This is a genomic window from Mycobacterium intracellulare ATCC 13950, from assembly GCF_000277125.1.
Taxonomy (GTDB): domain Bacteria; phylum Actinomycetota; class Actinomycetes; order Mycobacteriales; family Mycobacteriaceae; genus Mycobacterium; species Mycobacterium intracellulare.
On sequence record NC_016946.1, the window covers coordinates 5,369,284 to 5,394,079 of the forward strand.

Annotated in this window: 20 protein-coding genes; 10 read left to right on the top strand and 10 right to left on the bottom strand. The window is 67.4% G+C overall.

Annotation, left to right across the window (positions count from 1 at the left end; all coding sequences use genetic code 11):
- Window positions 1–3: 3 nt before the first annotated feature.
- From eccB to OCU_RS49860, 10 genes are all read right to left on the bottom strand, one after another.
- Window positions 4–1,491, bottom strand: a complete 1,488-nt coding sequence (eccB, locus tag OCU_RS49815) for a type VII secretion protein EccB (RefSeq protein ID WP_014381539.1) — start codon at window positions 1,489–1,491, stop codon at window positions 4–6.
- Between the two features lie 2 nt (window positions 1,492–1,493).
- A complete protein-coding gene (locus OCU_RS49820; RefSeq protein WP_014381540.1) occupies window positions 1,494–2,330 on the bottom strand; it encodes a transglycosylase SLT domain-containing protein in 837 nt (278 codons plus the stop codon).
- 273 nt (window positions 2,331–2,603) lie between these two features.
- Window positions 2,604–3,380: a hypothetical protein gene (locus OCU_RS49825; RefSeq protein ID WP_014381541.1), complete on the bottom strand. Its 777-nt coding sequence runs from the start codon at window positions 3,378–3,380 to the stop codon at window positions 2,604–2,606.
- 261 nt (window positions 3,381–3,641) lie between these two features.
- The gene (locus tag OCU_RS51750) at window positions 3,642–4,493 is read right to left on the bottom strand and encodes a DUF5631 domain-containing protein (RefSeq protein WP_225341804.1); all 852 of its coding nucleotides are present in this window, start codon (window positions 4,491–4,493) and stop codon (window positions 3,642–3,644) included.
- A 470-nt stretch (window positions 4,494–4,963) separates the two neighbouring features.
- Window positions 4,964–5,218 carry a hypothetical protein gene (locus tag OCU_RS51755; protein WP_014381543.1) on the bottom strand — a complete coding sequence of 85 codons (255 nt, stop codon included), beginning with the start codon at window positions 5,216–5,218 and terminating at the stop codon, window positions 4,964–4,966.
- Window positions 5,219–6,764: 1,546 nt separating this feature from the next.
- Entirely contained in the window at window positions 6,765–7,190 is a 426-nt protein-coding gene (locus tag OCU_RS50825; protein ID WP_225331063.1) for a hypothetical protein, read from the bottom strand.
- An 895-nt stretch (window positions 7,191–8,085) separates the two neighbouring features.
- Complete coding sequence (locus OCU_RS49845; protein ID WP_014381545.1) at window positions 8,086–8,415, bottom strand: DUF2563 family protein; 330 nt, start codon at window positions 8,413–8,415, stop codon at window positions 8,086–8,088.
- Window positions 8,416–8,544: 129 nt separating this feature from the next.
- On the bottom strand, window positions 8,545–10,524 hold the full coding sequence (locus OCU_RS49850) for a putative alpha/beta hydrolase (protein WP_014381546.1): 1,980 nt from the start codon (window positions 10,522–10,524) through the stop codon (window positions 8,545–8,547).
- Between the two features lie 39 nt (window positions 10,525–10,563).
- The gene (locus OCU_RS49855) at window positions 10,564–11,073 is read right to left on the bottom strand and encodes a hypothetical protein (protein ID WP_009957442.1); all 510 of its coding nucleotides are present in this window, start codon (window positions 11,071–11,073) and stop codon (window positions 10,564–10,566) included.
- Window positions 11,074–11,097: 24 nt separating this feature from the next.
- Window positions 11,098–12,540 (bottom strand): CCA tRNA nucleotidyltransferase, encoded by a 1,443-nt coding sequence (locus OCU_RS49860; RefSeq protein ID WP_009957441.1) that lies wholly within the window; start codon window positions 12,538–12,540, stop codon window positions 11,098–11,100.
- A 98-nt stretch (window positions 12,541–12,638) separates the two neighbouring features.
- Between OCU_RS49860 and OCU_RS50835 the strand changes: the two genes are divergently transcribed.
- The 10 genes from OCU_RS50835 to trxA all read left to right on the top strand — a co-directional run bounded on the left by OCU_RS50835 (window position 12,639) and on the right by trxA (window position 24,717).
- On the top strand, window positions 12,639–14,225 hold the full coding sequence (locus OCU_RS50835; RefSeq protein ID WP_014381547.1) for a putative alpha/beta hydrolase: 1,587 nt from the start codon (window positions 12,639–12,641) through the stop codon (window positions 14,223–14,225).
- Between the two features lie 118 nt (window positions 14,226–14,343).
- Window positions 14,344–14,586: a hypothetical protein gene (locus tag OCU_RS49870; RefSeq protein WP_026071095.1), complete on the top strand. Its 243-nt coding sequence runs from the start codon at window positions 14,344–14,346 to the stop codon at window positions 14,584–14,586.
- Between the two features lie 65 nt (window positions 14,587–14,651).
- Window positions 14,652–14,894, top strand: coding sequence for a hypothetical protein (locus OCU_RS49875; protein ID WP_020188382.1), 243 nt, complete (start codon window positions 14,652–14,654; stop codon window positions 14,892–14,894).
- A gap of 94 nt (window positions 14,895–14,988) precedes the next feature.
- Window positions 14,989–15,723 carry an NUDIX hydrolase gene (locus OCU_RS49880; protein WP_014386139.1) on the top strand — a complete coding sequence of 245 codons (735 nt, stop codon included), beginning with the start codon at window positions 14,989–14,991 and terminating at the stop codon, window positions 15,721–15,723.
- Complete coding sequence (locus OCU_RS49885; RefSeq protein WP_041787152.1) at window positions 15,720–18,122, top strand: hypothetical protein; 2,403 nt, start codon at window positions 15,720–15,722, stop codon at window positions 18,120–18,122. The genes OCU_RS49880 and OCU_RS49885 overlap by 4 nt, the downstream gene beginning before the upstream one ends.
- 65 nt (window positions 18,123–18,187) lie before the next feature.
- Window positions 18,188–21,757, top strand: a complete 3,570-nt coding sequence (locus OCU_RS49890; protein WP_014381549.1) for a murein biosynthesis integral membrane protein MurJ — start codon at window positions 18,188–18,190, stop codon at window positions 21,755–21,757.
- A 78-nt stretch (window positions 21,758–21,835) separates the two neighbouring features.
- Window positions 21,836–22,423: an RNA polymerase sigma factor SigM gene (gene sigM, locus OCU_RS49895; protein ID WP_009957433.1), complete on the top strand. Its 588-nt coding sequence runs from the start codon at window positions 21,836–21,838 to the stop codon at window positions 22,421–22,423.
- Between the two features lie 59 nt (window positions 22,424–22,482).
- Window positions 22,483–23,253, top strand: coding sequence for a hypothetical protein (locus OCU_RS49900; RefSeq protein ID WP_008262468.1), 771 nt, complete (start codon window positions 22,483–22,485; stop codon window positions 23,251–23,253).
- Window positions 23,254–23,356: 103 nt separating this feature from the next.
- Window positions 23,357–24,367 (top strand): thioredoxin-disulfide reductase, encoded by a 1,011-nt coding sequence (gene trxB, locus OCU_RS49905; RefSeq protein ID WP_014381550.1) that lies wholly within the window; start codon window positions 23,357–23,359, stop codon window positions 24,365–24,367.
- Window positions 24,364–24,717, top strand: coding sequence for a thioredoxin (gene trxA / locus OCU_RS49910; RefSeq protein ID WP_008262471.1), 354 nt, complete (start codon window positions 24,364–24,366; stop codon window positions 24,715–24,717). The genes trxB and trxA overlap by 4 nt, the downstream gene beginning before the upstream one ends.
- Window positions 24,718–24,796: the final 79 nt, after the last annotated feature.

Sequence of the window (24,796 nt, forward strand, 5' to 3'; positions counted from 1 at the left end):
TCTCTAGCCTCCCGGCTTCGCCGATGTCGTCACCACAGCCACCTTGCCCAGCGCCGGCACAGTGTCGCGCGCCAAAAGCGCTGCCTCCCGAGACAGCGCGGGACCCGCAGCGAAAGTCCGCAGCAGCGGCCAGGGCGCCTGGACCGCCGAGCCCGGATCAAGCCCGAGGGCCCGCAGCGTGGTCTCGTCGTTCGCGATCCCGAACCGAACCCCGTTGTCGGACACCCAGAACAGCGATTCACGCGAGTCCGAGGTGACCACGCCGCTGGTCGATGTCACGAAGTTCGCCGCGCCCGGCAACACCAGCACCTGGTTGGCGACTACCGATGCCGGGTCGTTGTCGTCACGCACCAAATGGACGATGCGGTTGTCCAGGTAGGACGGTGTCGGCAGGCCGCGCCCGTTATAGACCACGACGCGCGCCCGCGGATCCGTCGACGCCTTCTCCCAGCCGACGCAGGTGGTCGGATCGGCCGCCGTGTCAATGAAATTCAGGCGCTTGGTCGGGTAGTAGTCGACGGCCAGCGACGTCACCTCGGGGATGTTGACCAGCACGTCGGGGGTCACCACGCGCGGCGCCGTCGACCCGTAGGAGTTGGCGCTGCGCAACAGGTCGGCCACGAAGCTGGTGATCTTTTGCACGCCCTCGGGCAGCAGGACGTAGAACTGCTTGCCGCCGCTGGCGGTTTGGGCCTGCAGCACCGCGCCCACCTGTGATCCCGAGACCCATGTCGACGGGGTCCCCGCCAGGGGCACTTGCGGGACGCCGAGCGGCTCGGTCGCCGGCAACGCGTCATACAGGGCCCGCGAAATCTCCACCGGCAGCGTCACTCCCGGGTCGAGCCCCAGGCTCAGCGTGACCGCCCGGTTGACCGGATCGATCTGGGAGCGTTTGCCGCCCCAGATGACAAAGGTGTTGCCCTCGAACGTGACCAGCAGCCCGGCGTCGTCGCGCAGCGGAGTGGCGCGATCGTAGGCGTCGAGCTGGCCGGCGATCGAGGTCACCACGGGCCTTTCCGGGCTGCGCGGGCGTCCGGCGGTGTCGCACACCGCCCAGGCCGAGGTGGCGCCCCGATGGACCGGCATCGCCGCCGGCGCGCCGGGGATACCGACCAGTGGCCCGGTCGGATACTTCGCTATCTCAGCGGGTTTCACCCACGTCGGCTGGTTCGCCGTTCCCGTCGCCAGCCGCGCGGAGGTCAAATTCAACGCCGGGTAGAGCCGACCGTCGATCTTGGCGTAGAGCGCCCCGGAGTCGCGGTCGCCGATGATCGCCGAATCGCCCACGATGCCAGTGGGTTTCAGCACGTTCAGCAGAAGCATCCAGCCCGAGGCGATAGCCACGAGGAGTATGGACAGCATCAGCGCGGCCGTCTGCTTGCGGTCGTCGTGTTTCATGCGGACCGAGAACCGGGTGGTCGCCGCCCGCAGCCGCCGGTTGTAGAACAGGTGCCCGGAGTTCTGGTCGCGATTAGACAAACTCAGCGGCATGCTCAGTACCCCTTGGGTGATCGGCGAGGATCGGCCTGCTGAATCCGATCGGCGAGATTCGACGCGTCGACCGCGACCCCGTAGCGGCCCATCGCGTAGTTGATGAACGCGCATGCCTGCGCGACGAGGTTGTGAATGTCGCGCGAGGTCCCTGGCTGGTGGTAGGCCGCGAACGTGGGCGCGATGAATTGAAAGGCACCCTTGCTGGGGGTTCCCCGCGCCGCGTTGGAATCCCAGTTGTTGATCGCGTTTGCGTTGTAATTGGACTCGCGGCGGGCGACCAGGTCCATCCCGCGTTCCCAGCGGGCGCGCGCCGCCGGGTCATGAATGCCTTTGATATCCAGCGCTTTACGGATGGCCGCCAAGACCGCCTGGCGCCCGCTCGCGTGATTTCCGTGCATCGAGCGCCTCTGCGGGTAGTGCAGGCGTCGCAATCGGTGCGCGAGCAGCTTTGCGCGCCGTCGTGCTTTGGTGACGTGGCGGTGTTGGGTGCGCAGCCGTGTCGCCGTGCGCGCCATGGCTTCCCGCCGGCCCATCGGCGTATCGGCGGCCGGGGTCACGTCCGATTCGGCGGCTTCGAGCACCGCGCGCGTCGCCGCCCGAGCGTGCACGTGATCGGCGCGCGCCGCCGCGATGATGTCCCCCACCGTCCGGTCGGCGTGGCTTGAGTGGTTCAGCAGTTTTATCGAGGCGCCCGAGCGTGCGGACGCCGTTTTCGGCAGCCCCGCGGCGTGGCGCGCTATCGCGTGCGTCTGCTCCGCCACGTCACCGATGTGCGGGCTGATCGGGGTGCCCGCGAACAGGTTGTGGGCGCGGACCAATGCCGCGACCGCTTGCATTCTCGGGGGATCGGTCATCGACGTCCCCGCCCCAATCCACCTGTGCGCCGCCACGGCGCCGCATCCTTGCCGGACACTCGAGCTAGTACTCCCACACCCTCCTGGCCGCGGATTCCGCGGTCGCTGCAGACGTACCTCATAGCATGCACGTATCGACAGTTCTGCTGTCAATAACGGGCAACCCAATATGACTTGGGGCCGGCCGGCCGCGATTACGTAGCGACCCTACTGCCGGACGGACTACCGAACCACTCACCTATCGGTCGGTTGGGACTAGTCCTTCGGCTCGTCCTCGGACGGCATGATCACGATCCGGCGATTGGGCCTGTTGGTGACCACCGTCGGCTTGGCCTCGCCGGATTTGCTGCCCGGGGCGCTCGGCGGGACCGTCAGGCGGCCCTTGACCGGCTGGCCGTTGGGCACGCCCGGGGCGGTCACCCGCTTCTCGACCGGCTTGTCCTTATTGCCGCCTTCACCACCGGCGCCCATCGCACCCGGCGGCATCATCGGCATCCCGGTCATTCCCGTCTGTCCGGGCATGGCGGGCATGCCACCGGTTGCCGGCATTATCGGGGCCTTCGCGCCGGCTGGCGTCGTCGGTGGCGACGATGTCGGCACTGGCGGCGGGCCCAGTGAGCTGGCCGGAACCGTGCCGCCACCGCCGAGGCCGGCGCCGCCGCCGGAACCGCCGCCGAGTCCGGCGCCGCCGGATCCGACACTGTCGACCAGGTGCGCGCTGTCGGCGAGGGAGGCGGCGCCGTGCGCACCTTGAACGGCGCTCATCAGCGGCTGGAGCGCGCTCTGGCCGGCCTGCATCGCCTGCTGGGGAAGCTGGGTCATCGGCCCCATGACGCCGCCCATTGCGCCGCCCATGGCGCCGGTCACGCTGGACAGCATTTGCTGGATCATCTGCATCTCTTGCTGCCCGTTTGCCTCATTGGCCGGGAACTTCGCCGCGGCGTCGGCGGCGTGCGCGCGGCGATCCGCGTCGGCCGCTTCGGCATCGGCGGCGTCTTGCGGGACGCCGGCGTTGCCGGCTGCTCCGACCATCCCGTGCCCACCGTCTGCGGGCGAGGCGCCGCCAGGCGGAATTGGGAACGGCGTCGGGATATACGCTGGGGGTCCGCTGCCTAGCCCCAAAGTAGTTTGCAAGTCGGATCGGATGGGTCCCCCGGGAGTACCCACAATCTCACCTCCACCCCAATCGGAGAGCGCGCGGACGTTCGAGGCTTATCTAGGCGCTACCGATTACTCGTACCGCCATTTTGGCATAAGACGCCGCGAACGGTATTCACCCGAGAATGCGGGCCGCTACGAACCGCTGCGGTGGCTGATCGCCTCGAACCAGGCCAGATGGTAATTGGTGAGATACTCGTGCCCATCGATCAACGCCTCAATCGCCGCTAAAAGCATCCAATCGCCGACCGCCGCTGGATCGTGATTGGGATATGCACTCATGACCGAGTGCTGAATGTCGGCGACGCATTCGTGCAACATCTCGATTTCGCTTTCCAGCACACCCGTCTTTCGCACCGCGGGCGCGGCAACGGCCTGCGCAATCCGCGGTAGTCCGTCGCGACGGCGGACCGCTTCGACCAGGGTGGGCCCGAGTTCGTCGACTTGGGGCGCGGCCGAGCGCGCCGGCCGGTCGCCACTGAGCGCGGGTTCGTCGGAACCCGGTTCTGCGACATAGGTGTTGGCGTGGTGCGCGGCCGCGACCGTGATGGCGCCGAGCAGGTCGACGACGTTGGCGTCATGGCGCCGCGCCGACGGCTCGAGCAGGGATACGTGGGCGGGCAACCGGACGTGGGGCGGAATCCACCCTCCTGCGAGGTCGGTGACGAGCAGCGTGGTGGTGCCGTCGTCGCGGAGCCCCGCTGCCCATGACAGGCGCGGCTCCTGGCGGGCGACCGCATCAACGAGCCGCTGGAGCCGCTGCTGTTCGGCAGCCCTTGCGGATGTCGCGCCGGCGGTCGCGCCCGTTGCCGCGGACGCAGCCGATGCGCTGGCCATCGCTGACGAGCCCGTGCCGGCCTGCGCGGCGGCCGCCCCGGATGCCGTGCGCTCCACCGGCGAGACCAGCGGTCCGCCCGCCGAGGGGGACGACGCCGGCGACGGTGCTACCGGCGCGCCCGAGATCGGACCAGCCGGGGCGGACGGCATCGATGGCGGCGTCACAACGGGCGGACGTAGGTCAGAGCCGTAGGCGGGCAACGATCCTGATGGGATGGAGGACCCACCAACTGGCGCCGCGGACGACGACCACGAACTACCGGTCATGACCGCCGGCGCTACTGAAGTGGTTCCGCCAGTTGTCATTGGCGCGGGCGCCGCGGGTGGCGGCGCGTCGACGGGAGGCGTTGCCGCGACGAATGCTCCCGCGCTGGGCACGGTTGGAGCAACTGCCGGTACACCCTGGGCAGTTTGGGGCGCCCCGCCATCGAACGCGTTAAAGGCCCCCGCTGAAAACGCTTGCCCCCCAGGACCTGTCGATTGGCCCGTGGCGAAGCCGGACGTGAAAGATTGAGCTAGGTTGGGCTGAGCGCCTTGGCCGAGGCCGGCTGGTGAGATGGACATACCGCCGCTTTGTACGCCTGGCATCCCTGGCGAGACGGTTCCGCCGCCGCCGTGCGTTAACCCGGCGGCCGGCAGTGGCGCTGGACCACTGCCCGGGCCGCCACCCCCGCCAACAACCGCATGCGCGGGGCCTGATCCACCACCAGCCGTGCCACCCGAACCACCGCCTCCGCCACCAACAACCGCATGCGACGGTCCTTGCGTACCACCACCCGCGCCGCTCCCAGGGCCACCCGAACCACCGCCGCCATGACCAACGACCGGATGCACGTGGACTGATCCGGCGCCACCCGATTCACCACCGCTGCCACCAACTACAGCGTCCGAGGGTCCTTGCGTACTACCGCCCGTGCTGCCCCCGGAACCACCCGAACCGCCTTCGCCGCCGCCTTTGCCGCTAGCACCACCAACGGCGGATTTAAGGTCGCTTTCGCTGATCTGGGGAGGTGGCGAAGCGTCGTCGGTGTTGAAGCCGTTTGCGCGTGCCCAACTCCGAGCATCGCCGCCCGCACCGTCAGCGTCGAGGATTTTTTGCGTCGCTGCCATCATCTTGTCGATGGCGTCCCGACTAGCGTTGGCACCATCGGCGTTGCAGCGCGCCTGCACCGCTTGTATTTCCGCTAGCTTCTGCGGAGGCAGCTTCTTCGATGCGAGGATGTCATTGATCTCTTTGTTGCCCGAATCCGCAATGTCTGTTAATCGACTTCGCAAATAGTCAGTGGCATCAGCGGCAGAATTGAAGGCTGACGCCTTAATTTGATACTTCTCCGCCAGATCCATGTGAAATTTCTCGCCCTGCCGGAATCGGTGTACAAGGTCGTCCGCCGTATGACCCAAATTGTGCGCCGCGAACAATGTCCACTGCGTGCGCAGAGACTGCGAATAGAGCTGCTGCTCGGCACATGCTTCACTCCAGTGTTGGGCGCCGGCCCGGAGAGCCGACGATGGCGCTGGCCACCACGGTCCAATTAGTGCAGCCGTCCAGGTGCCGGGTGGAAGGTCAACCGCCACCACATACCTGTTTCATTGCGGCATCTTTTGCTTTTCCGCCGTCGAGTGCGATCTGCCACACAGTGTCGGCGGCAACGCCGTTGGTGGCCTTCGCAGTGGCTGTGAGGTTCGCGGTAGCCAGGACGCGCGTGGCGTCGCGTGGTTGCGCGTGGGCTGGATCAGCGACCGCGTTCTTGGGCATTACCGAGGCGTCTGTCGTGGCGGTTCGAGCCTGTGCCTCGTCGCATCCGTTCGTGGAGGCCTGCAAGGCATGTGCGGCTAGCTCGTTTGTGTTGCACGGCTGCTGATGCGCGACGGCGGTACGGGTGGGCGCCGTACTAGTGGCCAGGGCCGAAGGTGAACCTGTCGACCGCGTCACTGCCACGATTAATGCAGCGACGGCCACCGCCGCCGTAATTATCAGCGGTGGACGTGGGCGCGAAGTGGGCTGCCCGACATACGGTGGTGGCCAATTCCGTGCGCATAGCTCGGCCGGTCCCTGACGAAGGCCTGAAGGCCGGCCGCCCACCATGTCTCCTCCTGTCCGTCTGCTGGCACGGTGCGTAGCGTTTCCGCGTGCTCGTGCGCCGTATGGTTCCAATAGTGAGGCAGGCGTCGGTGTGGCAGCAATTCACTGCGCAGCGATGTGCCCCAGCTAGCCCTGGTACTGGACCTTCATCAGTAATGGGGTACACCTGCGGGCGGCACAGTCCACGGTCCTAGACCGCTAGAACATGGTATGCGTCTCGTGTCGATCGGTGGCAATGCTTTCCCTGACATAAACATTCGTGCGCCCTGCACGATTCGGAGACGGCCGAACGCGCCCCTAACAATTCCAATGCTGCTCCCTGCCTACAGGGCTGAAAGTCAGCTCCCACCGCACGCCTTCTTCATAATGGCATCTTTAGCGACGATGTCATCGAGCGATCTTTGATACTCAGCGTCGGTGGCACCGCTGCTAACTGCATTCGACGTCCGGTACGCCGTTGCTAATTCACGCGCGGCGTCGCGAAGGTTTGTATCAATAGCCGGGTCGGCAGCTCCGGCGTCCAGCATGCCCGCGGCATTCGATAGTGCGATGCGGGCCAGTGCTTTATCAGTTCCGTTCGTATCGATCTGAACAGACCGCGCCGCCAGCTTGTATGTATCGCAGAGCTGCCGTTGAGACTTCGACACTTCGGCTTCTGTGTAGCTCGGCGGGGTGGTCCTAGTCGATGTGCCAGCCGTCACTGGACGTGCAAGGCTGACGATGAGTGCAGCGATCGCTATTAACGCCGCGATTCCGGCCAACATTACTGCCGGCCACATCCGCGAGTGTGGCGGTGGCTGAGTGGGAAATACGGGTGCCCACTGCGTCGGACCGAGCGGGCCGGCAGGCGGCCCGTCCCCGGGAGGTGGAGGCAAATGCCCCGCCATGCGTCCTCCTCAATCAATTAGCAAGTTCGACCGACTCGTCAAACTGTGTAGGCCACATGCCCCAATAGTGGAACAGCAATCCGAGCGATGAGCAATCACCCGGCGCGGCAGGGCGCAAAGTCAGCCGCCGCTACAGACTTTTTCATTGCTTTGTCCTTGGTATTGACATCATCGACCTCTGACCGAAGGACGGGATGATCGACTGCAGCGTGCTTCCCACGGCTATAACTTTCGTGTACGCAGCCGCTGGTGTTAGCGCAGCAGCGCGATCGCCGGATGGGATCGCCGGGTTCGCATCTACTGTCTGTTGAGGAACTACTGCCGCATTTGCGCTCGCAACTCCGGCCAACGCTCGACCGTCGCCGTTTGCGTCGATTGGACCTCGCGCACGGCCAACTTATAGGTATCGCACAACTTCTGATGCGCGGCGGCAGTCTGCTCCGGGGTATCGGAAGGGGCAACCGAGGTGGCCGCTGACTGACTGCTTGTGGATCGTGTCAGCGCGACAACGAGAGCTGCCTCGTCCAAGAAGTACGGCGACCGCAGCCAAGGCGGTGGGCCAAGCGTTGCTGCGGGCTGGATAAAATCCACCACCATGTGTCCTCCATCGTTTGCAGCGGCCTTCAGGGCCCCGTTTCCCGGATGGGCTGCTGTCCAACAGTCGAGCAGCTAAGTAAGGGACATCAATCGATAACACGGAAGGCGTGCGTCGCCTCCGCGTGCAATTTTCATACAGCTCCACCACCGCCGACGCTGGCCGACGCTGAGGTCCTCAGGCGTTCAGCGCTGACGGGCCCGAACTCGGCCGCACCGCCTTCAGCTCCTCAGCGTTGTTCTGATCCATATTGGTGAACCCGTTGGCCGCGTGGTGTGCCTTCGTCCCGACACTGGTGAGCGTCTCGCTGTGTCCCTGCAGGTTTTTCACGTGCTGCCCGTGCGCGGTAGTCACGGCGTTGTGGAAGGAGTTGGCCGCTTCGAAGTCGCCGAACATCCCCGATTCCAGGGTTCCGCCGGCGAGGTGATCGGCCCCTTCTTGGGCGTGTCCACCAGCGCGGTGGGACTGGTTGCCTCCCGAGTGCAACTGCTCGGTATTGACGAACATTGGCACTCCTTCCGAACTTCGACCGGTACGGCCTCTTATGGCCTAAAGGCCTTTTGACCAGCCTAAACGCAGGCCGGTCAGTGGTCAATTCACCGGGTGTCGGTCCGGCGAATCGCAGCCTCCATCGCCCTAGAAGCCGTGCCCGTTGGTGACGGCCGGCCCAGGGCGATCCCATTCCGGGTCGACGGCGATGGGCATCTGAATATCGACATGGGGCAGCGAGACCGTCCCCCACGGCAGGTGGACCTGGCGAGGAATCGCAATCCGTGCCTGGGCTCGATCGGCCGCCAGCATGCCTTCGGCCGCCAACCGATCGCCGTGCCCGGTGACGATTTGCGTCATGTTGTGCAGCGCTTCGCTGCCCACGTCGTAATAGTGCGCGTGGTCGGTGAACCATGGCGTGAGGCTGTGCGAGCCGGCGACTTCGGCACGGAAGCGCACCGCTCCGAAAGCTTCGTGGGCCGGGTCGGCGCCCAGCCCGGCCCACGGGCCCAGCGGTCCCCCGAGTGTCTTGTTCAGCCCGTTCGGCAGCCCGCTGCCGGACTCCCCGATCCAACTGATCGCATCGGTCGACGCGGCGCCCACGTACAAGCTGCCGCCCTCGAGACGAAAGTCTGCGGCGCGGTGCGCCAAATCGGTTCCCGGGCAACCGGTTAGCACGGCATCATTGGCGCGCATACCGCTGTTGACAAAGGCATCGGCCACGGTCGTGGATCCGTAGGAATGCCCGAGGACGGTGACATGACTCGGTGTCGACCCTTCATGGGTTGCTGCCAGACCGTTGACATCGGCGGCCAGCAGCGCCCCCGCCTGCCGTGCCCTCCATGGAGTGCCTACCTGCTCCAGTTCGGCTGGCTCGGTGAGGGTTCGCTGCCAATGCGGATGGTCGAATTCCGGTGCGTCATAGCCCATCCACGCCAACACCGCGGTGGTGTGGAAGGGGTCGGCCTTCAACGACTGCTGGTAGAGCTTGATGGCGTCGTCGGGGCCGTCGGACATCCACCCTCCCCTGACGCTGCTGTTGGTCCCCGGAACCATGACGGCCGTGTTCCGGGACTTGTCCGGGTTGCCGATTGCAATCGCCGCCCTGCCCTTGCCGCCGAACGCCAGCGGGTCATAGGCCCACAACATGATCGGGAGCCCGTGCTGGGGCGCGGATCCCTCGTCGCGCGTGAGGAAATCGTTGGTCTTCACCGCATTCTGGTATCTGGTGATGTCGGTGACGCATAGGCCATACTCTGCGGGGTTGGCGAACACATCGGCATCCCTGTTGTTGAGCGCGTTGTCTCGAAGCGCGTCCGGGACTACCCCGCGCCGACGGACGGCATCTTCGACCCTGCGCAGATCGTCGTTCATCGCCGTCTGGTTCACCGAGTTCCGCACGTCGGCCGGAATCCCGTTGAGGTTGCCCAACTCGGGCGGATGCTGATCGGTCAAAAGCCGCTTCTGGTTAGCGCTCAACGAGTCCCACCACCGTTTGACCCGATCCGCGCTGGTGTCCGACGGCGGGATCAGCAGCTCGTCGACGCCGTTGACCTCGGCCGGGTCGGCGCCGTCGGTTCGCAATCCGTCCAGCGCCGCCCGAAGTGCCGCCGCATACCGATCGCGAATCTGGCCGAGCGCGAACACGATCGCCCTGCTCTCGGCGACGGCTTCCCCGCGCAGACCGTCGACGCCGCAGTGGTTCCCGTCGGCAAGGGCTTCGCAGATCTCGTCGTCGATGTCTTCGAGGTCGTATTCCAGCGCGACGATGTACCCCGCGGCCGCCCATTGGACTTCGGCCAGCGTTGCGGCAATCACCTCCAAATCGATTGCGATCTTCGGTAATTGCGCGGCTTGCAGACCGAGCGACCGGGACACGCGTTGCACTTCATCGGAGTCATTGATGGGATGCTCGCCGTTCCGGTGATTCCACGCCGCGTCGAACCGCCGGCGGGCTGCCTCGAACGCGGCGGCGGCCTCGCTAGTGCTGGTCCCAGCGGCACGGAAGGCCCGCGCTAGATCGGAGATCCGTGCAGGGCGGCCGGCCTGCAGGCCGGCATTGAGCGACCACGGATCACCGCCGGCCTCGGCGACGAGAAACGGGATGCTGATGTAACGGAGTTCCATCGCAGCGGCCGTCGCAGCGAAATCGCTACGCCAGCAACCTCATAGGGAACTCGCACCGTCGGCGAGCCCGTCGCCGTCGCTGTCGGTCAGCCGGACGTTCCACTTGCCGTCGCCGTCGGTGTCGACGTATCCGGTCACACCGGTGTCGTCGGAGCGCAGCACCCGGTCGGCCAGCCCGTCGCCGTCGGTATCGAGGAGCCGATCATCGGGACGCCCGTGGCCGTCGAGATCGATCAGCGGGCCACCGGTGTGCTCGACACCGTCGAGGCCGAACCAGCGCAGTTGCCCGCCGCGGTCCATCGCCACCGCCCACGTCCCGGATCCGTCGTCGGTGAAGTAGGCCTCGGGCGTGCCGTCGTTGTCGACGTCGAGCACGGCGTGATCGACGAGGCCGTCGCCGTCGAGATCGGCGAGCGCGTCGTCGCGCAGCCCGTCGTGGTCGAAGTCCATCCCGATCGATTCGAAGCGGCCGTCACCGTCGAGGTCGAGGTCGGGTTGGCCGTGCCAGATCGCCGCCGCGCCATTATCACCAGCCAAGCAGTAGTCCACGACTAGTCGGACGCGACGCCGCCGCTAAGCGTTCCCCCGAGATCGCCACCACGCCAACAGTTCCGCGGTGGCCTCGTCGGTGTCCAACGGGCCGCGCTCGAGGCGCAGCTCCTTCAAGAACCGCCATGCCTCGCCGACTTGGGGGCCCGCGGGGATGCCGAGCAGTTCCATGATCTGGTTGCCGTCCAGGTCGGGACGCACCCGCGCCAAATCCTCCTGGGCGGCCAGCTCGGCGATCCGCGTCTCGAGCCGGTCGTAGCTGGACTGCAGCCGCGCGGCCCGCCGCTTGTTGCGGGTCGTGCAGTCGGCGCGGACCAGTTTGTGCAGCCGTGGCAGCAGCGGGCCGGCATCGGTGACGTAGCGGCGCACCGCGGAATCGGTCCACTTCCCATCGCCGTAGCCGTGGAACCGCAGATGCAAATACACCAGCTGCGAGATGTCCTCGACCATCTGCTTGGAATACTTCAAGGCGCGCAACCGCTTTCGGACCATCTTGGCGCCGACAACCTCGTGGTGGTGGAAGCTCACCCCGCCGTTGGCTTCGTGGCGCCGGGTGGCCGGCTTGCCGATGTCGTGCAGCAGCGCGGCCCAGCGCAGCACCAGGTCCGGCCCGTCGTCTTCGAGTGCGATCGCCTGGCGCAGCACGGTCAGCGAGTGCTGGTAGACGTCCTTGTGCTGGTGGTGTTCGTCGATGGCCATCTGCATGCCACCGATCTCGGGGAGTACCACCTCACCCATGCCGGTTTGGACCAGCAGATCGATCCCGGCCGTCGGGTCGTCGCCGAGCACCAGTTTGTCCAACTCGGCGGCTACCCGTTCGGCGCTGATCCGGCCCAGCTGCGAAGCCATCTGTTCGATCGCTGCGCGCACCCGCGGCGCGACGGTGAAGCCGAGCTGGGAGACGAACCGCGCCGCCCTCAGCATCCGCAACGGATCGTCGCCGAAGGACACCTCGGGTGCGGCCGGGGTATCCAGCACCCTCTCGCGCAGCGCCGCCAAACCGCCTAGCGGATCGAGGAATTCGCCCGGACCCTCCGGCGTGATGCGCACGGCCATCGCGTTGGCCGTGAAGTCGCGGCGCACCAGATCGTCCTCGAGGCGATCGCCGTACTGCACGTCGGGGTTTCGCGACACCTGGTCGTAGGTGTCGGCGCGGAACGTGGTGATCTCCAAGCGATGGTCGCCCTTGCCGACCCCGACCGTGCCGAATTGGATGCCGGTGTCCCACAGGTTGTCGGCCCATCGCCGCAGGATGTTTTGCACCTGCTCGGGGCGCGCGTCGGTGGTGAAGTCGAGGTCGGGACTCAACCTGCCCAGCAAGGCATCCCGCACGGAACCGCCGACGAGGTAGAGCTGGTGGCCCGCGCCCTCGAACGCGGAGCCCAGCTCGGCCAACACGGGCGCATGCCGATTGAGCGCGACCGCGGCGGCGGTCAGCAGCTCGGCATCCTGGGCGGCGTCAGGCACGTTCGATCAGCCTAGTCGGCTGGAAACGAAAAGCCCGTGTGAGGAGCCTCGCACCGGCTCGCATCATGGCGGATCCGCACTGAAGGTGAGTTGACCTGGTGATTTGCGATAGTAGCCTTACGTCCGACAAGAAGGGTGAACGACGGGACGATGCGGTGCATCTCCGATACATAAGCGAGGGCGCGCTGATCATGTTCGCGGGCGGCGACCCGTGGAAGATCAACAGCACGTTACAGAGCGGCCGGCCAGCGCGGATCTCGAACCTTGCGAAAGCGTTTCATGACGCAGGCCAATCGACGGCCGAAGCCGAAGCCGCATTTAATCAGGCGCGGGACCGCTTCGCTCGGGCCTGGACACACGAGGACGGCGAGAATCCCATCAACGATTCTGCCGAAGTCCAGCGCGCCAAAACTTCACTCGGGGTGCAAGCGGCACAGCTTCCCAAGATCGCGGCTGATCTGGAAAACATCGCGGCCGCTCTGGCCGAAGCCCAGCGATCCGGAAACGGTGAAATTTCAGCGCTCGAAGCCGGGCTACAAGGTCTCGATGATCAGATTGGCGAGGCCGTCGAGCTCGAAAAAGATCCGCATTTAACCGCGTCGGAGAGGCAGCTGCTCGATCACTACATTGAGGGACTCGAGAAGCATGCGATCAACGACACCAAGGCGGCGCTGAACAAACTGCAACAAATCCGTGAGCAATACTCTCAACAGCTGCAAGCTTCGAAATCCAACCTGCGTACGCAGGACGGATACGAGGCACCGATCCGGGCCCTCGATGGCGACATCCCGGAGGCGCCCCCGCGAGACGTGCCGGACGACCAACGCCTTCACAATCAGATCGAGGCATTTAAACAGGTCTTTGGACGGGAACCGACATCAGCAGCTGACTGGAAGACGGCGGCCGCCCTAGACCCTCAGACCTACGACCCCAAGTTCAAGGGCGTGAAATCGCAGGTCGAGGTGGTGAAGATTCGGCCAGTGCCCGGCCAGGGGGTCGTCCGTGTCTCGCAGTGGATCGAACAACGGGACGTCACGAGTTCTCCTTTTGGGAACCGGGATCTTGGGAACAATCGCGGAGCGAACATAAACTTTGACCCAGAGGACACCAAGGTAACGACTTATATCGACTACGAAAACGGTCTCGTGATCCTGCGTCAGAACCCCTCCGTCGAGGAGACTTCAACAGGTGCTCCAGGCGCCGTCAAGGTTGGCACACCGAAGGGCAGCGTTACGCAGCTGTCCGATGGATCGGTGCGGATCAAATACGATGCCGGCAATCCTTTCGCGCCTGGGTTCACAGCCGACCCAAACGGTCCGTTGGCGGGGCACACAATCACTGTCAATGGCGACCTCGTGTTCACGCCGGGACCGGAAGGCGTCCAAGTGAATGGCACACGCACTAACTACCCCTCCCTCGAGGCTTATCAAGATTTCCCAGGTGGCGGGACGCGCACACTGTTGCTTGACCCCGCAAGGTCGGGTAGCTCAGCGGGTCCTGCTTTGAACCTGTTCCGGCATCACGATGTAGGTCCCTTGGGCGGCAACGCGTTTGCGCCATTCGACAGTGGCGGATGGAATCAGCGATATGACGTGCCCACTCCTCTACCCGCCACTGAAATTGGACCTACGACTAGCCCCCCCACAGTGCCACCGATAACCACGGGCGGCCTTGTCCCAGCATGACCGTCAAATGACAAAAAGCGACGACATGACGTCTTCTGCGCTGCAGCATTTCTCCGATGCTGGTGCCTGGCGCGCGGCCACATGGTCAGCGCCGTTTGTCGTCCAACCCGTCTTAGGGATATTGCTGATCGTCATGTGGCTGCTGGGCAAGTGGCCGTTCGAAACGCATAGTGCGCACGCCGGAGAACGCGCATGGATGCTGGCCGCCGTCGCCATCACAACCCTGACGTCGCTCTTGGTCAGCGCCGCACTGCTCAGGTCGCGGTCGCCGCTCAATCGCGGCCTCGGTCTCAGCCTCGCGAGCTGTTCAGTCGTTGTACTGGCGGGCGGCACGATTTTCGCCTATATGGTGCTGCGCTGATGACCGATAACAAAACAATGCACACATCGATGGGCCTATACGGTCCGCTGACTTTTGCAGTAGCCATGGTCCACGTTTTCGCGGTCGACCTTGCCACCTGGCTGTTCGTTCTGCCGATGTGGCCCTTCGTATTTATCGTTCTTCCAATAACGCTGGCGTACATCGGCGTCAGCGCGCTGGTTGCTAGGGCACCAGGTCGATGGGGCCAGGTTGGCCGCGGAATGATGATTGGCAGCCTGTCCGGACCACTCTCACTCTTGGTCTTCATTCCCGCTTTCATCATCGCCGGGGCGATAGGCCCGCTCTGACGCGACGGAACCGTTACGGCTACTGCGCCATCGCGCACCCACCCAGCGGCGAGTATGTCCAGGAGAGCATGCCGTGCCAGCTACTATCGCTTGGGTGTCGGACGGCGAACAAGGCAAACCACGTCGGCGCCGGGGACGGCGCCGCGGTCGTGGCGCTGCGGCTTCGTCCGAGAAGCAGACCAACGGTCAAGTAAACGGCGATTCGACAGCCACCAAACCGCGCCGATCGCGCGGGTCCCGCCGCGGGCCGGAGCGGTTGCGCACGGTCCACGAGACATCCGCGGGCGGGCTGGTCATCGACGGGCTCGACGGACCGCGCGACTCGCAGGTCGCCGCCCTGATCGGCCGCATCGACCGGCGCGGACGGATGTTGTGGTCGCTGCCCAAGGGCCACATCGAACTCGGTGAGACGGCCGAACAGACAGCCATTAGAGAAGTAGCCGAAGAAACCGGCATCAAGGGCAGCGTGCTGGCCGCGCTTGGGCGCATCGACTACTGGTTCGTCACCGACGGCCGCCGCGTGCACAAGACCGTGCATCACTACTTAATGCGCTTCTCCGGCGGCGAGCTCTCCGACGAGGACCTTGAAGTCGCCGAAGTGGCCTGGGTGCCCATGCAAGAACTGCCGTCACGGCTGGCCTACGCCGACGAACGCCGCCTGGCCCGGGTCGCCGACGAACTGATCGACAAGCTGCAAAGCGACGGCCCGTCCGCGCTTCCCCCGCTGCCGCCCAGCGCGCCGCGGCGCCGCCCGCAGACGCATTCGCGGACCCGGCATTCTGACAAACCGGCCACGGGCCGGAAGAACGGCCACGGACCGGGGCCGTGACGGCGCCGCTTCTCCGTCGGGCCGGCTTGCTGCGCATCGCGGCCGTGCTTGGCATCGTGGCCGGACTCGCGGTACTCGCCGGGCCCGTGGTTCCACCCGCGGCCGCGGGCGAGCCGGGGGTGACGCCGTTCGTGCGGGTTCGCATCGACCAGGTCACCCCGGACGTGGTCACCACGACCAGTCCACCCGTTGTGACGGTCAGCGGCATGGTGATCAACATCGGCGACCGCCCCGTTCGCGACGTGATGGTCCGCCTTGAGCACGCCGGCGCGGTCACCACGTCCGCGGGCTTGCGAACCACCCTGGACGGCGACACCGACCGGTACGAGGCGGCCGCCGATTTCCTCACCGTGGCGCCCGAACTGCAGCGCGGGCAAAAGGTCGGCTTCACCCTGTCGGCCCCGCTGCGCGCGCTGACCAAACCGTCGCTGGGAGCCGAAAAGCCGGGCATCTATCCGGTTTTGGTCAACGTCAACGGCACGCCCGACTACGGCGCTCCAGCCCGGCTGGACAACGCGCGCTTCCTGCTGCCGGTGGTCGGGGTGCCGCCCGACCGCGCCGACGACGTGGGCTCCGCCGTCGCGCCCGATACCTCCAAACCCGTGGGGATCACCATGCTGTGGCCGCTGGCCGATCGGCCACGGCTGGCCCCCGGCGTGCCAGGGGGAACCATCCCGGTCCGGCTGGTCGACGACGACCTGGCGACCTCACTGGCCAGCGGTGGCCGGCTCGACATCCTGCTGTCGGCGGCCGAGGTCGCGACCAGCCACGACGTCGACCCCGACGGCGCCGTCGGCCGCGCGCTGTGTTTGGCGATCGACCCCGACCTGCTGGTCACCGTCAACGCGATGACCGCGGGTTACATCGTGTCCAATTCGCCCGACGGCCCGGGTCAAATTCCGGGCACCCCGACCCACGCCGGCACGGGACAGGCCGCCGCGACCGAATGGCTGAACCGCCTGCGCGCGCTCGCGCACCGGACCTGCGTGGCCCCGCTGCCCTACGCACAAACCGACCTGGACGCGTTGCAGCGCGTCAACGATCCCGGCCTCACCGCCACGGCCACCACCACCGGCAACAGCATCGTCGACAAAATCCTGGACGTCTCTTCAACCCGCGGCGCCACGCTGGTGCCCGACGCCCCGCTGACCAACCGCGCGGTCAAGCTGCTCGGCGCCAACGAGAGCACGGTCGCGATCACCGCCGCCGACCTGTCGGCCGCCGACGCGCAGGGCTCCTCGGAGACCGCCGTCGACACCGCGCCCCGGCGATTGTCCCCACAGGTCGCGGTCGCGCCGTTCGATCCGGCCGTCGGGGCCGCGCTGGCGGGCGCGGGATCCAGCCCCGAGGTGCCCACCTACCTGGACCCGTCCCTGACGGTCCGGCTGGCGCACGATTCGGTGACGGCACGCCGCCAGGACGCCTTGGGCTCGATCTTCTGGCACGCGCTCCGGCCCGACGACGCGCCGCGCGCCCAGATCCTGGTCCCGCCGGCCACGTGGAACCTGCAGGCCGACGACGCGCAGGTCATGCTCACCGCGCTGAGCACCTCAATCCGCTCCGGTCTGGCGGTGCCGCGCCCCCTGCCGGCGGTAATCGCCGACGCCTCGTCGCGCACCGAAGCCCCCGAGGAAGCCGGCGCCTACGCCTCCGCGCGCGGGCAGTTCAACGACGACGTCACCGCCGCGATCGCCGGCCAGGTCGGCCGGCTGTCGGGATTGACGTCCGCACTGATGACCGACGACCGCACCGGACTGACCGGCGTCCAATACACGGCGCCGCTGCGCGAGGACATGCTGCGCGCGCTGAGCCAGTCCGAACCGCCCGACTCCCGCAACGGGTTGGCGCAAGAGCGCCTGGCCGTGGTCGGTAAGACGATCAACGACCTGTTCGGGGCCGTCACGATCGTCAACCCGGGTGGCTCGTACACGCTGGCCACCGAGCACAGTCCGCTGCCGTTGGCGCTGCACAACGGCCTGAGTGTTCCGATCCGGGTGCGGGTGCACGTGGACGCCCCGCCGGGGATGAACGTCACCGACGTCGGGCAGATCGAACTGCCGCCCGGTTACCTCCCGCTGCGCATTCCGATCGAGGTGAACTTCACCCAACGCGTCGCCGTCGACGTGACGTTGCGGACGTCGGACGGTCTGCGGCTGGGCGAGCCGGTGCGGCTGTCCGTGCATTCCAACGCCTACGGCAAGGTCCTGTTCGCGATCACGCTGTCGGCTGCGGCGGTGCTGGTGCTGCTGGCGGGCCGGCGGCTGTGGCACCGCTTCCGCGGCCAGCCCGATCCCGCCGACCTGGATCGCCCCGACCCACCCCACGCCCGGCACGCGGCCGAATCCGGCGCCACGCACGACGACGCCGACCAACGGGTCGAACAAGAGCACCGAGTATGACCCCCGCCTACCGGCAGGCCCCCTCGCACCACCACCGCCCGCCACAGCCGCCGCGCCGTTCCCCGATGCAGGGCTCGCCGCCGACCGGGCCGCTGCCGCCCGTGCCCGCCGGGATCGATCGCCGACGCCCGGAACTGTCGGACGCCGCGCTGGTGTCGCGGTCCTGGGCGATGGCCTTCGCGACATTGATCAGCCGGCTCACCGGCTTCGCCCGGGTGGTGCTGCTCGCCGCGATCCTGGGCGCCGCCTTGTCCAGCGCGTTCTCGGTGGCCAATCAGCTGCCCAACCTGGTGGCGGCGCTCGTCCTGGAGGCGACGTTCACCGCGATCTTCGTGCCGGTGCTCGCGCGCGCCGAGCAGGGCGACCCCGACGGCGGGGCTGCGTTCGTGCGGCGCCTGGTCACGCTGACGACCGCGCTGCTGGTCTTCGCCACCGCGGTCTCGGTGCTGGCCGCCCCGCTGCTGGTGCGGCTGATGCTGGGCCGCGACCCGCAAGTCAACGAGCCGCTGACCGTCGCCTTCGCCTACCTGCTTCTCCCCCAGGTCCTCGCCTACGGACTCACCTCGGTGTTCATGGCGATCCTCAACACCCGCAACGTGTTTGGGCCCACCGCGTGGGCGCCCGTCGTCAACAACGTCGTGGCGCTGGCCACCCTGGCGATCTACGCGGCCGTCCCCGGTGAGCTCTCCGTCGATCCCGTGCGGATGGGCAACGCCAAGCTGCTGGTGCTCGCCATCGGCACCACGCTCGGCGTCTTCGCACAAACCGGGATGCTGCTGGTCGCGCTGCGCCGGCAACGCGTCGACCTGCGCCCGCTGTGGGGCATCGACGCGCGCCTCAAACGGTTCGGCACGATGGCCGCCGCCATGGTGCTCTACGTGCTGATCAGCCAGCTCGGCCTGGTGGTCGGCAACCAGATCGCCAGCACCGCAGCGGCATCCGGGCCCGCGATCTACAACTACACGTGGATGGTCCTGATGCTGCCGTTCGGCATGATCGGGGTGACGGTGCTGACGGTGGTGATGCCGCGGCTGAGCCGCAACGCGGCCGCCGACGACACCAAAGCCGTGCTCGCCGACCTGTCGCTGGCCACCCGGCTGACGTTGATCACGCTGATCCCGATCGTGGCCTTCATGACCGTCGGCGGCCCCGCGATGGGCAGCGCGCTGTTCGCCTACGGTCATTTCGGGAACGTCGACGCCGGATACCTGGGCGCCGCGATCGCGCTCTCGGCGTTCACGCTCATCCCCTACGGCCTGGTGCTCTTGCAGCTGCGGGTGTTCTACGCGCGCGAACAGCCCTGGACGCCGATCGTGATCATCCTCGTCATCACCGCGGTCAAGATTCTCGGCTCGGTGCTGGCGCCCCACCTCACCGACGACCCCAAGCTGGTCGCCGGTTTCCTGGGGATGGCCAACGGCGTCGGCTTCCTCGCCGGCGCGCTCGTCGGCTACCTGCTGCTGCGACGCGCGCTGCTGCCCGCGGGCGGCCACCTGATCGGCGTCGCCGAGGTGCGCACGATCCTGGTGACGCTCACCGCATCCATGCTGGCCGGCCTGACCGCGCACGTCGCGGATCGGCTGTTCGGCCTCGACGGGCTGACCGAGCACGGCGGCGCCGGCTCGCTGGTCCGCCTCTTCGTGCTGGGGCTCATCATGCTGCCGATCACGGCCACGGTCATGCTCCGCGCGCAGGTCCCCGAAGCGCAGGCCGCGTTGGACGCCCTGCGGTTCCGCATCACCGGCCGGGGGCCGCAGCCCCGCAGACCGAAGCCAGCGGATCGATCGTCTCACCGGCGCCCGGTCACGTACCCTGAGCAGAGGAATTCGTCCCCGCCTGGGGTCAATGCGGTCCAGGAGCCGATCCGGCGCAGGCCTCCGGAGCGGGCAAACCGAGCCCGGCTAGCGAAAGGACCGGAGGTGACCGACCGACCGATGGAGAGCCCCGCATCCAGCGCCGGCCCCGGCACAGGGTCAGGGACTTCGCGGCCGGTCGCCGACGACTTCCAGCCCGACATCCCCGCCGACGAGCCGCAACGCTCGACGCCCCGCCCGCCCGAACCCGCCAACGGCGACATCGGCGGCGAAACCCGGCGCGGCCCGGCCTCTTTCGACGCGCCCCGCGAGCGCGCCGCGGACTCGCCGGGCGACGACGTCCACCTGGTTCCCGGCGCCCGGATCGCCGGCGGCCGGTACCGGTTGCTGGTGTTCCACGGCGGCGCGCCGCCACTGCAGTTCTGGCAGGCGCTGGACACCGCGCTGGACCGGCAGGTGGCGCTGACGTTCGTCGACCCGGACGGCGCGCTGCCCGACGAGGTGCTGCAGGAGATCCTGTCCCGCACGCTGCGGCTCAGCCGCATCGACAAACCCGGCATCGCCCGCGTGCTCGACGTGGTGCACACCGGCTCCGGCGGCCTCGTGGTCTCCGAGTGGATCCGGGGCGGCTCGCTGCAGGAGGTCGCCGACACCGCGCCCTCACCGGTGGGCGCGGTGCGGGCCATGCAATCGCTGGCCGCGGCCGCCGACGCGGCCCACCGCGCCGGCGTCGCGCTGTCGATCGACCACCCCAGCCGGGTGCGGGTCAGCATCGAAGGCGACGTCGTGCTGGCCTACCCGGCGACCATGCCCGACGCCAACCCCCAAGACGACATCCGCGGCATCGGCGCCGCGCTCTATGCCCTCCTGGTCAATCGGTGGCCCTTGCGGGAGAGCGGGGTGCGCAGCGGGCTCGCGCCGGCCGAACGCGACTCCTCGGGCAATCCCGTCGAACCCATGGCCGTCGACCGCGACATCCCGTTCCAGATCTCCGCGGTCGCCGTCCGGGCGGTCCAGGAGGACGGCGGAATACGCAGCGCCTCAACGCTTTTGAACCTCCTTCAACAAGCCACCGCGGTCGCCGACCGCACCGAGGTGCTCGGCCCGATCGACGATTCGCCCTCGCCGTCGGCGGCGCTCATCTCGCCCGGTCAGGAGCAGGCGACCTTCGCGCGCCGGCGGCGCAACCTGCTCATCGGCGCGGGCGCCGGCCTGGCCGTCATCGTGGTGGCCCTGCTGGTGCTGGCGTCGGTGGTGAGCAAGATCTTCGGCAACGTCGGCGGTGGCCTCAACAAGGACGAACTCGGGCTGAACGGCCCCTCGTCGTCCGCGTCGGCGTCATCGTCGACCACCGCGTCCGCGGCCGCCGGCAGCGTCGTGAAACCCACCCGGGCGAGCGTCTACTCCCCCGACGGCGAGGTCGACAACCCGGGCACGGCCGGACAGGCGATCGACGGCGACCCCTCCACCGCCTGGGCCACCGAGGTGTACACCGACGCCGTGCCCTTCCCCAGTTTCAAGCAGGGCGAGGGCCTGATCCTGCAGCTGCCCAACCCCACCGTCGTCGGCCAGGTCACCATCGACACGCCCAGCTCGGGGACCAAGGTCGAGATCCGGGCAGCCTCCTCGTCGGCCCCGGCCTCCCTCAACGACACCAAGCTGCTGGCTCAGGCCTTCACGCTCAAGCCCGGCCACAACGTCATCCCGGTCAGAGCAGGTTCGCCGACGTCGAATCTGCTGGTCTGGATCTCCACGCTGGGAACCACGAACGGCAAGAGCCAGGCCGGCTTTTTCGAGATCACGGTCCAGGCCGCGTCCTGATCCGCGCGCGTTCCACACACTCACACCACCGCTCCCGAGTGAAGTGCCGCCCGATACGGGATTAGTTAATGTCCGCCCGTGGGCTTCGGGGGAGACGTCAAGCGGGACCGCAGTGACGCCGAGCTGCTGGCGGCCCATGTGGCGGGTGACCGCTACGCCTTCAGCGAGCTCTTCCTGCGTCACCAGCGCCACCTGCACCGGCTTGCCCGGCTCACCACTCGCACCCCCGAGGACGCCGAAGACGCGCTGCAAGACGCCATGCTCTCCGCGCACCGCGGCGCTGGCGCGTTCCGGCACGACGCCGCCGTCGGCAGCTGGCTGCACCGCATCGTGGTCAACGCCTGCCTGGACCGGCTGCGCCGCACCAAGGCCCACCCGACCGTTCCGCTGGAGGACGTCTACCCGGTCGCCGATCGGACCGCCCAGGTCGAGACGACGATGGCGGTGCAGCGCGCCTTGATGCGCCTTCCCCTCGAGCAACGGGCCGCGGTGGTGGCCGTCGACATGCAGGGCTACTCGGTGGCCGACACCGCCAGGCTGCTCGGCGTCGCCGAGGGCACGATCAAGAGCCGGTGTGCTCGCGGCCGCGGCCGCCTCGCCGAACTACTCGGCTACCTCAACGCCGGCGCCCACGCCACACCGGAGGGCGCTACCGGCCAGGCCTGACCGTCGCCGCGCGGGCCCATCCGTGGCCATCCGCCGGCGCATGACGGACACTGGGTCCGATGGATGCGGCGGACAACGACGGGGCGGATCACCGCAGCGCGGAATCGGACCCGCCGCTGACCGTCGAACTGCTCGCCGATTTGCAGGCCGGCGCGCTCGACGACGAGGCCGCCGCCCGGGTCCGCCGGCAGGTCCGCGCCGATCCGCAGGCCGCGGGCGTGCTCGCCGCGCTGAACCGGGTGCGTCGCGATCTCGCCGCCGTGGGCGCCGACCCGGCCTGCGCACCGGACCCGCCCCCGGGTGTCGCCGCCCGGATCTCGGCGGCCCTGCGATCCGCGGAGCCCCCGCCCGGACGGGCCGCCCACTCCGCACGCCCGCGGCTCCGGCCGGCGCGCCTCATCGCGGCGGTCGCCGGTCTGTGCGCCGCGCTGGCCGCGATCGGCTTCGGCACAGTCGCGCTCCTGCACGCTCCCGAACCCGCCCCGAGCACCCCGGGCGACGTCCAGCACATCACGGTGTCGACGCCGCCGATGGAGGTCCCGCTCTCCGCGGACGAAATCCTCGGCCTGCTCGACCGCGCACCCGACTTCGGCTCCTCCGGAGGCACGCTCAGCGACCCCGCCCGGCGCGCCTCCTGCCTCACCGGCCTCGGCTATCCGGCGGCCACACAGGTGCTGGGCGCGCGCCCGGTCGAGGTCAACGCGCGCCCCGGCGTCGTTCTGGTGATACCCGGCGACAGCCCGCACGTCCTGGCCGTCTACGTCGTGTCACCAAATTGCAGCGCCGCCGATACCGGGCTGTTGGCCAATACCCAGGTGCCGCGCCCCTAATGTGGTGCCATGGGCGGTGCCCCCGCTGTTGCGAACTCCCGGGAACAGCCGTACCCACGCTGGCGTTTATACGGGTCCAGAGACGATCGCTCGAAAGGTTTTCATGACCGCCGACACTGTGCATGACGTGATCATTATTGGTTCGGGTCCTGCTGGGTATACCGCGGCGTTGTATGCGGCGCGGGCGCAGTTGGCGCCGGTGGTGTTTGAGGGGACGTCGTTTGGTGGGGCGTTGATGACGACCACCGAGGTGGAGAATTATCCGGGTTTTCGTGACGGGATCATGGGTCCGGAGTTGATGGATCAGATGCGTGAGCAGGCGTTGCGGTTTGGTGCTGATCTGCGCATGGAAGTCGTCGAATCGGTGTCGCTGGAGGGTGCGGTGAAGTCGGTGACCACCAGCGAGGGAGACACCGTGCGCGGACGGGCGGTGATCTTGGCGATGGGCGCGGCGGCCCGGTATTTGGGGGTGCCCGGGGAGCAGGAGTTGCTAGGTCGTGGGGTGTCGTCGTGTGCGACCTGTGATGGGTTCTTTTTCAAGGATCAAGACATCGCGGTGATCGGTGGTGGGGATTCGGCGATGGAGGAGGCCACGTTTTTGACCCGCTTTGCCCGCAGTGTGACGTTGGTGCATCGCCGCGAGGAGTTCCGGGCCTCGCGGATCATGTTGGAGCGGGCCCGGGCCAACGACAAGATCACCTTCCTGACCAATAAGGCGGTCGAGGCGGTCGAGGGTGCCGAGACGGTGACGGGGTTGCGGTTGCGTGACACGGTGAGCGGTGCGGAGTCGACGTTGGCGGTGAGCGGGGTGTTCGTGGCCATCGGGCATGACCCGCGTTCGGAGTTGGTGCGCGAGGTGCTCGACACCGACGCGGATGGGTATGTGTTGGTGCGTGGGCGCACTACCAGTACCTCGATCGAGGGGGTGTTCGCCGCCGGGGATCTGGTGGATCGCACCTACCGCCAAGCCGTGACCGCCGCCGGCAGCGGCTGTTCGGCCGCCATCGACGCCGAACGCTGGCTCGCCGACCACGAAGAGTCCAGCGCCGCCGCCCAGGGCGACGCAACCGAATTTCCGGGCAGTACCGACACATTGATTGGAGCACCACAATGACCGATGCCGAAAAGGCCGGGGCCACAATAGAAGTCTCGGACGCATCATTTTCAACCGAGGTGCTGTCCAGCAATAAGCCTGTGCTAGTGGACTTTTGGGCCACATGGTGCGGACCCTGCAAAATGGTGGCGCCGGTCCTCGAGGAGATCGCCGGCGAGCGCAGCGATCACCTCACCGTCGCCAAGCTCGACGTGGACGCCAACCCCGAAACCGCCCAGAACTTCCAGGTCGTCTCCATCCCCACCATGATCTTGTTCAAGGATGGCCAACCGGTGAAGCGGATCGTCGGCGCCAAGGGCAAGGCGGCACTGCTGCGCGAGCTTTCTGACGCGGTCCCCGGCCTCAGCTGATCATTTCGATCGTCGCACCACGCCCCGGCGCATAGCCTGGGGTTTTCTGGAATTCGCGAACCGTCTGCGACAATACGGT